Annotated in this window: 14 protein-coding genes; 5 read left to right on the forward strand and 9 right to left on the reverse strand. The window is 60.2% G+C overall.

The genetic code is table 11. The features are described 5' to 3' along the window. Positions 1-89: 89 nt before the first annotated feature. On the reverse strand, positions 90-1868 hold the full coding sequence (locus ACA068_RS02680) for a cyclic-di-GMP receptor FimW-related protein (protein WP_497307399.1): 1779 nt from the start codon (positions 1866-1868) through the stop codon (positions 90-92). A 197-nt stretch (positions 1869-2065) separates the two neighbouring features. Here ACA068_RS02680 and ACA068_RS02685 point away from each other — a divergent pair, with 197 nt between their 5' ends. Next, positions 2066-2467 (forward strand): lectin OAA family protein, encoded by a 402-nt coding sequence (locus tag ACA068_RS02685; RefSeq protein WP_497307400.1) that lies wholly within the window; start codon positions 2066-2068, stop codon positions 2465-2467. A 57-nt stretch (positions 2468-2524) separates the two neighbouring features. Here the strand turns inward: ACA068_RS02685 and asd are convergent, their stop codons facing one another. Genes asd through ACA068_RS02700 form a run of 3 tightly spaced genes read right to left on the reverse strand, consistent with a single transcriptional unit; the run spans position 2525 to position 5800 of the window. Further along, positions 2525-3385, reverse strand: a complete 861-nt coding sequence (asd, locus tag ACA068_RS02690) for an archaetidylserine decarboxylase (RefSeq protein WP_497307402.1) — start codon at positions 3383-3385, stop codon at positions 2525-2527. A gap of 18 nt (positions 3386-3403) precedes the next feature. Continuing rightward, on the reverse strand, positions 3404-4219 hold the full coding sequence (locus ACA068_RS02695; protein WP_497307404.1) for a rhodanese-like domain-containing protein: 816 nt from the start codon (positions 4217-4219) through the stop codon (positions 3404-3406). 42 nt (positions 4220-4261) lie between these two features. After that, positions 4262-5800, reverse strand: coding sequence for an HDOD domain-containing protein (locus tag ACA068_RS02700; protein ID WP_497307406.1), 1539 nt, complete (start codon positions 5798-5800; stop codon positions 4262-4264). A gap of 166 nt (positions 5801-5966) precedes the next feature. On the opposite strand from ACA068_RS02700, the gene motA reads away from it, so the two are divergent. Together motA and motB are read left to right on the forward strand one after the other, a co-directional pair. Beyond that, a complete protein-coding gene (gene motA, locus ACA068_RS02705) occupies positions 5967-6818 on the forward strand; it encodes a flagellar motor stator protein MotA (RefSeq protein WP_497307407.1) in 852 nt (283 codons plus the stop codon). Between the two features lie 3 nt (positions 6819-6821). Further along, entirely contained in the window at positions 6822-7853 is a 1032-nt protein-coding gene (motB, locus tag ACA068_RS02710; protein ID WP_497307409.1) for a flagellar motor protein MotB, read from the forward strand. 45 nt (positions 7854-7898) lie between these two features. Here motB and ACA068_RS02715 read toward each other — a convergent pair whose 3' ends face one another. From ACA068_RS02715 to rsgA, 4 genes are all read right to left on the reverse strand, one after another. Beyond that, positions 7899-8384 (reverse strand): toll/interleukin-1 receptor domain-containing protein, encoded by a 486-nt coding sequence (locus tag ACA068_RS02715; RefSeq protein WP_497307411.1) that lies wholly within the window; start codon positions 8382-8384, stop codon positions 7899-7901. Then, positions 8384-9343 (reverse strand): caspase family protein, encoded by a 960-nt coding sequence (locus tag ACA068_RS02720; RefSeq protein WP_497307413.1) that lies wholly within the window; start codon positions 9341-9343, stop codon positions 8384-8386. The genes ACA068_RS02715 and ACA068_RS02720 overlap by 1 nt, the downstream gene beginning before the upstream one ends. A 3-nt stretch (positions 9344-9346) precedes the next feature. Beyond that, positions 9347-9754, reverse strand: a complete 408-nt coding sequence (locus ACA068_RS02725) for a TIR domain-containing protein (protein ID WP_497297159.1) — start codon at positions 9752-9754, stop codon at positions 9347-9349. Positions 9755-9966: 212 nt separating this feature from the next. Next, complete coding sequence (rsgA, locus tag ACA068_RS02730; RefSeq protein ID WP_074873186.1) at positions 9967-10998, reverse strand: small ribosomal subunit biogenesis GTPase RsgA; 1032 nt, start codon at positions 10996-10998, stop codon at positions 9967-9969. A gap of 107 nt (positions 10999-11105) precedes the next feature. Between rsgA and orn the strand changes: the two genes are divergently transcribed. Next, positions 11106-11648: an oligoribonuclease gene (gene orn / locus ACA068_RS02735; RefSeq protein ID WP_008048058.1), complete on the forward strand. Its 543-nt coding sequence runs from the start codon at positions 11106-11108 to the stop codon at positions 11646-11648. 212 nt (positions 11649-11860) lie between these two features. Continuing rightward, positions 11861-12472 (forward strand): trimeric intracellular cation channel family protein, encoded by a 612-nt coding sequence (locus ACA068_RS02740; RefSeq protein WP_497307415.1) that lies wholly within the window; start codon positions 11861-11863, stop codon positions 12470-12472. Here the strand turns inward: ACA068_RS02740 and queG are convergent. Next, the gene (queG, locus tag ACA068_RS02745) at positions 12454-13533 is read right to left on the reverse strand and encodes a tRNA epoxyqueuosine(34) reductase QueG (protein WP_497307417.1); all 1080 of its coding nucleotides are present in this window, start codon (positions 13531-13533) and stop codon (positions 12454-12456) included. The genes ACA068_RS02740 and queG overlap by 19 nt on opposite strands. Between the last annotated feature and the right edge of the window lie 23 nt (positions 13534-13556).

Raw genomic sequence — 13556 nt, forward strand, 5'->3', positions numbered from 1 at the left:
CCCGCTGGGCTGCGAAGCGGCCCCAAAAAAGGACTGCCACGCAGTCCATACGGGAGCAAGCTCCCTCGCCACAGGTATTGGATTCACCCTCAAAGCGACTTCCACAACGAATCAAAATCCTCCTCGACGCCGCTCCCCGCGGCGTTGTCGTTCCTGCTCGCCTCCAACGAGCGGTAAGCAAACTGATTGAAGCTGTTGGTGCTCGCCACCTGCCGATCCAGCCCGGCACGGCGTTCCAGGCCGTTGGTGTTGATCAGCACTTTGCTACCTTCCTGAAAGGGCAGGCGCGGGGCGAGCAACGTGGCGGGCAGGTCGATGGCGCTGATTTCCGGTAGCAACAGGCCACGCAGATATTGACTGTGGTCGTCCCGCGTTCGCACCAATTGCAGCCCGCAAGGCTCGGCGTAAGGCGCGACCTGCTCGATCCCCATCTGCGTCCCGCCGCCCCGCACCTGACGAATCCAGCGCACCACCGCAATACTCCAGCCCTGATTGGCAGAGTCCTGGATGCCGACCATTTCGCCAGCCTGCAACTCGGCGGGCACCACGTTGGGCCACGCCAGGCAATAACCGCCGGGGCTGTGGTTGATGACCGGCAGGGCGTAGGTCGGAAAGTGCCGATTGCTATCAGCCGCCTCTTGGCCGTCGTCGTTCTGAAGGTGCGGGTATTCAATTTCTTCATAGGGCAGCAAGGTATCGGCGCTGCCATGGGGCGCGGCGTCGAACGCCTGGTGCCATTGGTCCTTTCCCTGGCTCGTCGGGGACGTTACCGAGAACTGCGCGAGTCGGGTGCCGGGGTTTTTCAGAATATCGCTGAACGAACGTTGCCCGCCCAGGTAGAAGTGCAATGCGCTCATGCCCACGCACAAAGTCAAGGTGCCTTGGCCGACCGTGCGCTGAAAGCTGCGCTCGGCCGCCTGGCCCCAGGCGGCGTGCAGGTGTTGCAGCGTATCCAGGCTCAGTCCGGTCGGCACGGGCAGCGGCGGGGTGCCGTCATTGCCTTGCAGATGCGCTTCGATGGCGGCGACCAGTGGCTGCGCATCAATCCCCAGCAAACCGGCCTGCTGCTCGGCCCTGAATTTCGAACGATAGCGCGGCCCGGTGTCGAGGTCCGGCGCGACGGCAAATAATCCTTCAGCCAGTTGGCCCGGTTGTAGTTTGATCCACTGGCTCCACGGCTCCAGTACCTCGGCGAGCCGGGCGATCTGGCTCTGGCGCAACTGATTGCAGCGGGAGGCGCCCAACAGCAGGGCGGTGACGTAAGTCTGTTCGATGCTCAGGGTTTTGGTCTGACTGGCCAACTCATCGCGCAGGCTCAGGTGCTGGAGTTTGAGTGCGCAGGCGATCCGAAACAGTTGATGCAGCTCCAGCCACAGGCCTTCCGGTACCGGGCAATACAGTTGAGTCGAGCGAATCAGCGGGCCGTTCAGGCAATGGATCGCCCGCTGCAACGCTTGGGTCAGTAGCGAGGCTCGGTCCTTGCTGAAACGCGGGGTGATGCGCACGACGATCTGTTTGTAACCAATCGCCAAGTGACTTTGCAGGGCCTGGCAGAGGTTGGCGATCTTGCGTGAACGCTCGTCGAGCACAATCGCTTGGTGCAGGAAATGCCGTTCCAGGTGTTTGCAGACGTAATACACCTCAGGTCGCAACAGTTCGAGCAGTTGCAGGCGAATGTCGCTGGGGGTGAGCAGTTGGTTGAGTTCGCTCAAGCCTTGATAGAGCAGGCGGGCGGTTTCGCCGATATTGGCTTTGGGCAGGTTGGCGATCCAGCGCTTGAGGTCGCGTGGCGTCGGTTCACAGAACGACAGGCGCAGCTGTGTCGGGATCGGCGCACGTAGCAGCAGGTGGGGACTGGTCTCATTCATGCCTTGGAAAACTCCAGCCGGAAAATGGGCAGTGAATGACCTGACTGTAGCAGCTGCGCGTGATTACCGTTTGTCTGTCAGCCGAGTGCCGCTCGGGCGTACTACTAATCTCACAAACGTGCGACTGGATACGCACAGTCGTACGGCCTGCTGCCTATGCAGGGCAGGTCTCTTGTAACTTCAAGGAGATGAGGTTCATGTCTAAATACGTAGTGGCAAATCAATGGGGCGGTAGTTCGGCACCCTGGCATCCGGGCGGAGACTGGACGTTAGGCGCGCGGGACAACCAGAACGTCGTCGCGATCGAGATCAAATCGGGCGATGGCGGGAAGAGCTTCACCGGCACCATGACTTACGCGGGTGAAGGTCCCATTGGCTTCAAGGCTCAACGCACGGGCCAGAACCAGTACAACGTGGAAAATCAGTGGGGCGGCAACGACGCTCCATGGCATCCGGGTGGCAAGTGGGTCATCGGCGGCCGTGATAATCAGAACGTTGTGGCGTTGAGCGTCACCTCCAATGATGGAGGGAAAAACCTCAGTGGCACCAATACCTACGCCAACGAAGGGCCGATCGGCTTCCGCGGGCAGATAGAGTAACGGCGCTACCGAAATATCCGCCCCTTCGAAGACGTTCGACGGGGCGGATTAGCCAAGTCAGGCGTTTGGCAGGCCTAGCGCCTGGCCCATTTGCACGGGCGACAGGGCACCGAGCCCTTCAACCCATTTCACCTGGTCCGGCCCGAACAGCACGACAGCGGTCGAACCCAGCTTGAAGCGACCCAGTTCCGCACCTTTTTCCAGATGGATCGGCGCGCGGGCGGCTTCGTCATAACGGAAGGTTTTCAGCTCGCGTTTCGGCGGCGTCACCAACCCGGCCCACACGGTTTCAATCGACGCCACGATCATCGCGCCCACCAGCACCACGGCCATCGGCCCGCGCTCGGTGTCAAAAATGCACGCCACACGTTCGTTGCGGGCAAACAGTTCCGGCACGTTTTCGGCAGTGGTTTGGTTGACCGAGAAAATCCGGCCCGGGATGTAGACCATCTCGCGAAGGGTGCCGGCCAGCGGCATGTGCACGCGGTGGTAGTCTTTTGGCGACAGGTAAATCGTCGCGAAATCGCCGCCCATGAACGGCGCGGCATTCGCGGCATCACCGCCCAGCAACTCCAGGACGCTGAAGCTGTGGCCCTTGGCCTGGAACACGCGGCCGTGTTCGATCGGGCCGAGTTGGCTGACGGCGCCATCGGCCGGGCTGAGGATCGCACCCGGGGTTTCGTCCAGCGGGCGCGCGCCGTCTTTCAAGGCGCGCGTGAAGAACGCGTTGAAATGCTCGTAGGCGGTCAGGTCTTCGACCAGCGCCTGGGACATGTCCACCTGATAACGCTTGGCGAACCAGGCGGTAAAGGCGTTCTTGAACCAGCGCACGCGGCATTCGGCAATGCAGCCGGCCAGTCGCGAGAGCAAGTGGTGAGGCAGCAGGTATTGGCTGAGGATAAACAGACGCTTATTCATTAACTGTCCTTAAAAACCTTAAATCTCTACGGGCGTATCGGGGTGGTTGCCCCATTCGCCCCAGGAGCCAGCGTAGCCTTTGACCCGCGGATAACCGAGGGATTTGGCCACCAGATAGGTGAAGCCAGAGCGATGGTGAGTCTGGCAGTGGGTAATGACTTCTTTGTCTTTGGTGATACCGAGTTGTTCCAGGATCTGCGGCATGTCCGTGCGGATGCGCAGGTTGCGCGCCTGATCCATGCCGGCCGTCCATTCGAAATTCACCGCGCCGGGAATGTGCCCGGCCTTGGCCGCCAGGACTTTCTCGCCGGAGTATTCCAGCGGGCCGCGCGCGTCCCAGATCGCCAGGTCGGCGGCACCGAGACGGCTTTGCAGGTATTCGCGAGTGGCGGTGGGTTCGTCGTGCAAGGTCAGACTCACCGGGCCGCCGACTGCTGGCGGGATCTGGATCGACATGGGCAAGCCTTCTGCCAGCCAGGCCGGCAGACCACCGTCAACATAGTGATACTTGGTGTGGCCGATGACATCCAGCAACCAGATGAATCGCCCGGCCCAACCGCCGCCTTCGTCGTCATAGACGACATAGACCGCATCAGGGTTGTGGCCCAGTTCGCCGAATAATGCTTCAAGCGCGGCGTGGGTCGGCAACAGGCCTGGAGCAGGCGCTTGACCCTGCTGAGTGCGTTTGGGATCGACAAAACGCGCACCGGGTATATGCCCTGCGGCATAACGGGCGCTGCTGGTCAGGTCCACCAGAATCAGTTCGCGGGACTCAAGGCGAGGGAGCAAGTCGCTCGGCTCGATGACCAGCGCCAAGCCAGAGAAGTCAGACATGTGAGGTCTCCAGAGCACAAAGGGGAGGATTGTAGCGCAGCCTTATTGGCCGCGCAGGCTAAAGCTATGGAGTGCCTTTTCAATGCACTGCGCGGTTTTGCCAAAGGCTTGCACGGTAATTTCCGAAAAGGGCCCGCCGCCCTGATCGGCCACAACGACCATGATCACCCGACCATTATTGACCAGCGAACGCAACAGCAAGTGTTCACCGCGAAACTGCGCGCGCAGGCTGGCGGGTAACAAGGCCGAGAACTGGGCGTTGTTGGCCGGCGTCAATCGTACTTGGGCCTGTTGCGAAAGCAATCGTTGCAGCACGGTGCTCTGACTCACGGCCAGGTTCAGCCCTGCCGCTTCCTTCTCCAGTCCGGCCGTTTGATGCGCACGCAAATTGGCGTGGGTGCGGTCAGCCATCAAAATCATCACCCGATGCATGCCACATGCGACCAGCGCGTCCCGGGCCGACGTGGTCAAGTGCATCGCATTGGTGAAGCGGCTTGGCTCGACCAGCAGTTCGGCACATTGTTTACGCCATGCCGTCAGGTCTTCGGTGGTCGGCGCCGGAGCGGGCAACAACCCGGCGTGAATGCGGTTCATGCCCGAGGGCCAGATCAGCGCCACGGCGGGGTGCCAGATGTCCGGCATGGCGTGCTGATGCGCGCTGTTGACGGCTTGTTGATGCAGTTGCTGCTGCACGTCGCTCATCGGCATTTGCAGGTAAAGGCTGGTCAGGTATTGCCAGCGCTCGCTGTGCGGACTGTCCCAGGCTTGTTGCGCCGACAGTGCCAGCCCATTGGCCAGCAACACGGTATTGGCTGGTTGGTTGAGCCAGCGACGCAGGGTCGGATCGTCATCAAGGCGGTTTTGCTGACGCAATGGATGCTCGCTGTCCCGGGCAATGCGCAGGACTTTGACCAGTTCTCGTTGCTCGTTGAGCAACAGGCGATAACCTTGCTGCACCCAGATCGGCAGGCGCCAGATGTCCACCAGCGCCTGGCAGATGTCCAGCAGGCGAACGCCGAACAATTGCTTTTCGACTTTGCGCGCTGACTCGCCTTTATGGATGACCCGCAACTCCCACTCTTCGAGCAGTTGCGGATGAGTCAACGCCATCGGCCAGAGCGGCGAGAGAAACAGCAGACTGCCCCAGTGGATGTCCTGCCAGAGCCGCGCCAGCCGACCGGCGAAAAAACCGTTGGCCTGTTGGGTCGCGTGCTGGCTGATCATCTGCAGCTGACGCAACGCCACCGGGATCTGGGATTGCGGTTCGGCAGGCAACCGGGCGAGCAATTCTTCGGTGCGTTTCAACCCGAGACGATTGATCGCCACCTCAAGGTTTTCAGCAGGCGTGGTCATGCTGCCGTGGGTGTGGCGATTGGCTTCACGAATCACGCTCAAGGCCAGGGCCGGGCTGTCTTGCAGCAACTCGGCGATGTCGCGAAGCGAGCTGCGGTTATCGGCTAGGGCTTTGCAGACACGGTCGTGACTGTCTTGCGGAACCGGCAGGCGCACGCCGTCGAGAAGCTTGACCCAGCCTTCAAGCGTGGTCGGTTTTGGGGGTGGGGTGTTCGTTTCGTTAGCCATGGTTGGACGTGATCATCGTCTGCATTACCTATGCCCGGAGAGGGCTAAATTAGCTTTTCGCTTGAACGGGCTATAGTCTGGCGCAGTTTTGCCGATAAGTAGAAGAAGAGATTTTTTAACTTCCGAATATGACCTTGAACCCGACTCAGTAAGTGCTCTCCTACCTATGGCTAAATTAATCGGCATCATCGTCGTATTCGCGAGCGTGCTCGGCGGATACGTGCTCTCCCACGGCAAGATTGCCGCCCTGATTCAACCTTTCGAGGTGATGATTATCGGTGGTGCGGCCCTCGGTGCATTCCTGCAGGCCAACCCAGGTCACATGTTCAAACTCGTTCTCAAGAAAGCCTTGGGGATGTTCAGCTCGCGCTTCAGCCACACGTTCTATCTGGAAGTGCTGGGCCTGATTTACGAGATCCTCAACAAAAGCCGCCGCGAAGGCATGATGGCGATCGAAGGCGACATTGAAGACGCCGCCGCGAGCCCGATCTTCGCCAAGTACCCGGCGGTCCTGAAAGATGACCGCATGACCGCGTACATCTGCGATTACCTGCGCATCATGTCCTCCGGCAACATGGCTCCCCACGAGCTCGAAGGCCTGTTCGACATGGAGCTGACCAGCCTCAAGGAAGATTTGGATCATCCTTCCCATGCGGTGAACGGCATCGCCGACGCCATGCCCGGTTTCGGTATCGTCGCGGCCGTATTGGGTATCGTGGTGACCATGGCCTCCCTGGGTGAAAGCGACCAGAAAATGATCGGCCTACACGTGGGTGCCGCACTGGTGGGTACCTTCTTCGGTATTCTCGCCGCCTACGGTTTCTTTGGCCCGCTGGCCCATGCCCTGGCCCACGATGCCAAGGAAGAACTGAACGTCTACGAAGCCATCAAGGCCTCGCTGGTGGCTTCGGCTTCCGGCATGCCGCCATCGCTGGCGGTGGAATTCGGTCGCAAAGTTCTGTATCCGGCGCACCGTCCTAGCTTCGCTGAGCTGGAACAAGCGGTTCGCGGTCGCTAAGTCATGGAAAATAACCAGCCGATAATCATCAAGCGCGTAAAAAAATACGCGGCCGGGCATCACGGGGGCTCCTGGAAAATCGCCTTCGCTGACTTCGCGACGGCGATGATGGCGTTCTTCCTGGTGCTGTGGCTGCTGTCCACCGCAACGCCGGAACAGAAGATTGCCATCGCCGGTTACTTCAAGGATCCGGTCGGTTTTTCCGAAAGCGGCACGCCGTACATCATCGATTTGGGCGGCTCCCCGACCCTGGCGCCGGAGAACACCCTCAACCCCGAGGTGAAGTCTCAGCCGCAGCCGGACCGAGTCACCGTCGACACCGACCAGGTCGAAGGGATGGCCGAGCAGGTTGAGAAGGAACGCCTGGAACTGTTGCTGCAAGAGTTGCAGAACAAGGTCGATGAAAACCCGCAGTTGCAGAAATTCAAGGATCAGATCCTGTTCGAGATCACACAGGACGGCTTGCGCATCCAGATCATGGACGCGGAAAACCGGCCGATGTTCGACTCAGGCTCCGCGCGCCTGAAACCGTATTTCGAAGACATCCTGCTGGCCATGGCCGACACCATCAAAGCGGTGCCGAACAAGATCAGCATCAGCGGTCACACGGATGCCAAGCCGTACTCGGGCGTCGGTGATTTCGGCAACTGGGAACTCTCGGCCAACCGAGCCAACGCCGCTCGTCGTGCGCTGATCGCTGGCAGCTATCCGGATCAGCAAGTGGCGAGGGTGGTCGGTTATGCCTCGTCGGCGCTGTTCGACCGCGAGAACCCGTTCAACCCGGTCAACCGCCGGATCGACATCGTGGTGCTGACCAAAAAGGCCCAGCGCGCCATCGAAGGTTCGCAAGGCGCTGAACCTGCGCCAGCGCCGACGCCCGCGCAAGGCCAGGGTGGCCCAGGCGAAGTGCCCGCCACGCCGGTCGATCCAAACGCGTTGCCGGCGGATAAACAACCGCTGCCGGCCCATGAGCTTCGCGAGCGTTTGAATATCTTCGAAGACCCGGCACCGAAACCGGTGGAGCCGGCGAAGTAGTGACCCGAAAAAAGCCGCGAGATGATCGCGGCTTTTTTTTGCCTGTCAGAAACCGCGCCGGATGCGATTTTTGAGCTGGTCGTGGAACAGTTCGGCATTGCGTCTGTAAGTGCCGTATAGGGAGTCGTTGATCGAATCCAATGTCATTGAGCGTTTGGTCGTCACTTCTTCTCGATAGGCATCAATAAAAAACTCCAGATCCTTGTCGGTGCTGAGCTTTGGCCATTTATCGAGGTACAGAGGCAGTTTCGCCGGCTCTGTCTTGAATGAGCAGATCCGTCGGTTACTGATGGTCGCTTCACCGATTTCGAACGGTACCCACCAAGACAGCGCGGTCTTGTCCGACACCACTGCTATCAGATGCGTGCACGCAGTGATGTTGCGGGTGATGACCCCGGTGATGTCGTCAGTGGTCTGTGACTCCGGATCCAGCACGTCGAAGTAGGTCTTGATGTTGGCCTGAATCAGACGGGTGTTGATGGCGATGGCGTGTGGCCGATCGCTATGGCGGTAGCTGATAAACACTGGCATCAAAAATGTCCCTTGATCGCGAGTTCGCGGTAATAGGCGCCCAGGGCCGTGAGGCGGCAGCCGGTGGAATGGATGGCGGCGTAGTACATGTGCTCGGCGTCCACCGGTTCGATCAGGCTGTGGCGATTGCATTTTTGCAATTGAGCGAAGACTTCACCGTGGTCCGGGTCGAACGATGTTTCGGTGGGTTCGTAGCTGGGGTCGAGTGCAAAGACATGGCTGGGCTCCGGGAACCAGTCCTTGAGTTTGCGCAGGGTCTCTTCGGCGATCAGTGGCGTGACCTCGCGCAAGGGGACAAATTGCGAGACATTGGTCTTGAACACCGGCCGTTGTTCCCACGCGCCCAGCGCATTGTCGACGAATGAATACACGCTGCCGGGAGTGACCTTGCCCAGCACATTGGCGGCCCCGCCGTGCAGCGCTTGCAGCAGCAGATCGGTAAACACGCCGTGACCGCGACCCTCGAGCGCAACCTGGTCTTTTTTGCAGGCGGTGAGGATGGTCATGCCCTCGCCGATGACGCTGTTGCCGCCGCGTAACCCGCGCATCGCTGCGGCTGCGCCGGCCTGGCAGCAGTCGAGGATGATGATTTTGTTCTTGATGTGGGGGGCGTTGTCCGCCCAACTCAATATGTCGCTGATGCGAATGCCATCGCCACCCGGTGCAAAGTCCTGAGGAATCAGCAGCCCTTCGTCGATGCTGGTATCGAACTGGCCATGGCCGGCGAAATACAGCAGTGCCACATCACAATCGCCGGAAAACAGGCTTTGGATGTGCTGCTTCATGGCCGTCAGCGAAAGGTCGTCTTCGGCTGAGGTCAGCACCTTGCTGCTGAAGTTCGGCCGCCCGTTGGCGTGACGCTCCAGCACCGAGGCCATGGCCATCGCGTCGTTATTGCATCCGCTCAACGGGGAGGCGTGGGCGTAATGGTTGATCCCGATGAACAATCCCTTGCGCATGGTTCAACCCGCCGCGTGAGTGCGAATGGCACTGATGATGCTGTTGGTATTCCAGGCGCATTCGGCATGTGCGGCCTGGCGCACTACGGCAGAAATCCGCTCCGCACCAAAGGGTTTGACAGCAATGATCACCTTGCCCATTCGTTTGGCGATCTCGATTTCCTTGTTGATCCACTTGCTGTAGGTCGAATACATCCCCGCCATGATCAGTACCGCCGAGCAGGGCCGGATCTTGTTTTCGATGGCTTCTTCCAGCTGTTTGTCAGTTTTCGCGCCGATGATCGGGTTGTCCGGCGGCACCGAAAAATTTTTGAACGTGAAGCCGGGTTTAGCGTTGAGCAGCCGCACGAGGTTGTCGTGGGCGTGGGGGTAGTTCCACGAATGGCTGATGAACAAATGGTAGGTTTGCATGGATGTCCCTCGGTATCGCCGGAATGCGAAGAGGGCTTGAATGTATGCACTTGGATGGCCGCAACAAGGTCTGCGCGGTTAAAGAGACGGGTCCTTCAAGCAGGCGCGCAAATGTCCTACAGAGCTGTCTGACGTTTAAAAGACGGGGGGATTTGCAGGTCGCAACGAACAACCCGCCGCCCCGTCTGCATCGGGGCGGCTGGAGTGTCTGTTTAGTAGCTGGTTTCGGGCAAGCTGGCGATAATCGACCGATAACTGTTCATCCGCTGCTGCTGCACGCGACCCTCTTCCAGGGCCTTGAGCAGGGCGCAACCCGGCTCGCGGTCGTGTTTGCAATCGCGGAAGCGGCAGGTGCCTATCAAGTCGTTGAACTCGATGAAGCCGGCTTCGACGTCGGCGCGGCTGACGTGGCCCAGGCCGAATTCGCGGATACCCGGGGAGTCGATCAACTCACCGCCACCGGGGAAGTGGAACAACCGAGCGGTCGTGGTGGTGTGGGTACCCTGGCCAGACAGCTCGGACAGCGGGCCGACACGGGCTTCGACTTCAGGCAACAGGGTGTTGACCAACGAGGATTTGCCGACGCCGGACTGGCCGACGAACACGCTGATGTGCCCGTCCAGTTGTGCCTGCAATTGCTCCATGCCATTGCCATGGTGCGCCGAGACTTCCAGCACCGGGTAACCCAGCGTGCGGTAAACCGCCAGCAAGGCATTCAGCGCGGGGGCGTTCTGCTCGTCGATCAGGTCGAATTTGTTGAGCAACAGCAGTGGCCGGATGCCGGCGTGCTCAGCAGCCACCAGGTAACGGTCGATCAAGTTCGCATGAGGCTCAGGCAGCGGGGCGAAGACGATGACAATCATGTCGACGTTGGCGGCAACAGGCTTGAGCTGACCACGGCTGTCTGGACGGCAGAGTTCGGTTTTACGCGGCAGTTGCGCCACGATCACACCGATGCCCTGGTTGCCGGCACGCCAGACCACCTGATCGCCGGTCACCAGTGCAGGCAAGTTGGCGCGCAAATGGCAGCGGAACACCTGACCCGCCAAATCGCCATCGAGCGCTTCGACTTCGACCTGCACACCGAAGTGCGCGATCACCAGGCCCGTCTGTTCCGGACCCAGGTCGCCACCTTCAAGTGCCTCGACAGCTGAGGACTCGCGTTTGGCGGCGCGGGCAGCGCGTTCGCCCTGAATCTTTTCGATGCGCCAGTTTTGACGACGATTGAGTTGGCGTTTGGCCATGGGTGTTCCGTATCAAGAATGCAGCGATTAGGTAAAACGGCCGCGAGTTTAGCACGCCCGGGCGCCGCCCTAGGCTAAACTGCGCAGCATTGCCTAGGAGCCGACACATGCAAAACCCGCAGAATCTGATCTGGATCGACCTGGAAATGACCGGTCTGAACCCTGATACCGACGTCATCATCGAGATGGCCACCATCGTCACTGACAGTGACTTGAACACCTTGGCCGAAGGGCCGGTGATCGCCATTCACCACAGCGACGAGATTCTCGCTGGCATGGATGAGTGGAATACCCGTCAACACGGCGGCTCCGGGTTGACCCAGCGCGTTCGCGACAGCCGCATCAGCATGGCCGAGGCCGAAGCCGAAACTATCGCCTTCCTGGAGCAATGGGTGCCGAAGGGCAAGTCGCCGATCTGTGGCAACAGCATCTGCCAGGACCGTCGCTTCCTTTATACCCACATGAAATCCCTGGAAAGCTACTTCCATTACCGCAACCTCGACGTGTCGACTCTTAAAGAGTTGGCCGCACGCTGGGCGCCGGACGTGCGCGATAGCTTCAAAAAGGGTAGCACCCACCTGGCCCTGGACGACATCCGCGAATCCATCGCCGAGTTGCAGCACTACCGCAAGCACTTCATCAAGTTCTAAGTCTGGAATACGGATTGTAGGAGCCGGCTTGCTGGCGATGGGGCCCTTGAGTACGCCATCGCCAGCAAGCCGGCTCCTACGGGATCTGCGTTGTGCACGTAGGAGCGAGGCTTGCCCGCGAAGCAGTCGACTCGGTCTTCGTGGGTGATCGCCCTCTTTTGGTGCCGGGACTAAATGGCTAGACTGCGCGCCTTTCTGCAAGGACCGCCACCATGTTGCTGATGCTCTACCTGATCGCCATCACCGCCGAAGCCATGACCGGTGCCCTGTCCGCCGGCCGTCGAGGCATGGACTGGTTTGGTGTGGTGCTGATCGCGTGCATCACGGCGCTCGGCGGCGGTTCGGTGCGTGACGTGTTGCTCGGTCACTATCCGCTGACTTGGGTCAAACACCCGGAATACCTGGTGTTGACCTCGATCGCGGCGATGTTCACCGTCTTCGCCGCACGCTGGATGCGCCACTTGCGCTCGCTGTTTCTGGTGCTCGACGCCGTGGGGCTAGTGGCATTTACCCTGATCGGCTGCATGACTGCGCTGGAAATGGGCCACGGCATGCTGGTGGCGTCGGTCAGTGGCGTGATCACCGGGGTTTTCGGCGGCATCCTGCGCGATATCTTCTGCAACGACATCCCCCTGATCTTCCGCCGCGAACTCTACGCTAGCGTCTCGTTCGCTGCAGCGTGGTGCTACATGCTCTGCATTTACCTGCAATTGCCCGGCGAACAGGCGATTCTCGTCACCTTGTTTGGCGGCTTCCTGCTGCGGTTGCTGGCGATCCGTTTCCACTGGGAAATGCCTAAGTTCGTTTATAACGACGAGGCTTGACGGTCGGCGTGTTGTTTCAGCGCCCATTCGACATGTTCCCGTACCAGTTCCGAGGGATAGTCGCGGCGCGCCTTCAACGCTTCCAACACCGGAATGCTCGACGGCGCGTTCCCCAATCCCACCGCAAGATTGCGCAACCAACGCTCGTAACCGGCACGGCGCAGCGGTGAACCTTCGGTGCTGCTGAGGAACCTGTCCTCATCCCACATGAACAGTTCGGCCAACTCGGCGTTGTCCAGGTTGTGCCGTGGCTTGAAGTCGCTTTCGCCGGACGGGCGGGCGAAGCGGTTCCACGGGCAGACGATCTGGCAGTCATCGCAACCGAACACCCGATTGCCGATCAACGGGCGCAAGTCTTCGGGGATCGCACTTTTCAGCTCGATGGTCAGGTAAGAGATGCAGCGCCGGGCGTCCAGCACATACGGGCCGACGAAGGCGTTGGTCGGGCAAATGTCCAGGCACGCCGTGCAGCGGCCGCAATGTTCGGTGCTGTGCGGTGGATCGACCGGCAGCGGCAGATCGACAAAAAGCTCGCTGAGGAAGAAGTAACTGCCGGCCTTGCGATTCAAGACCAGGGTGTTTTTGCCGATCCAGCCCAGGCCGGCCTTTTGCGCGATGGCTTTTTCCAGCACCGGCGCGCTGTCGACGAAGGCGCGGTAGCCGAACGGCCCAATGACCGCCTGAATTTTTTCTGCCAGTTGTTGCACACGTTTACGGATCAATTTGTGGTAATCGCGGCCCAAGGCATAACGCGATACGTAGGCTTTTTCCGGTTGCGCCAGCAATTGCGCCATTTGGGTGTCACCGGGCAGGTAGTCCATGCGCAGGGAAACCACGCGCAACGTACCGGGGACGAGCTCTTCGGGATGCGAGCGTTTGCTGCCGTGGGCGCCCATGTAGTCCATTTCGCCGTGGTAGCCGGCCGCGAGCCAGCGCTCCAGGTGCTGCTCATGCTCGGCCAGGTCCAGGCCGCTGATGCCGACTTGCTGAAAGCCCAGCTCGCGGCCCCAGTCCTTGATGGATTGGGCGAGGGCGGGCAGGTCTGTAGTAATAGCGGGCATGAGGCGAGAGAAACCGGAGCTGA

The sequence above is a fragment of the Pseudomonas sp. LBUM1660 genome, from assembly GCF_059695935.1.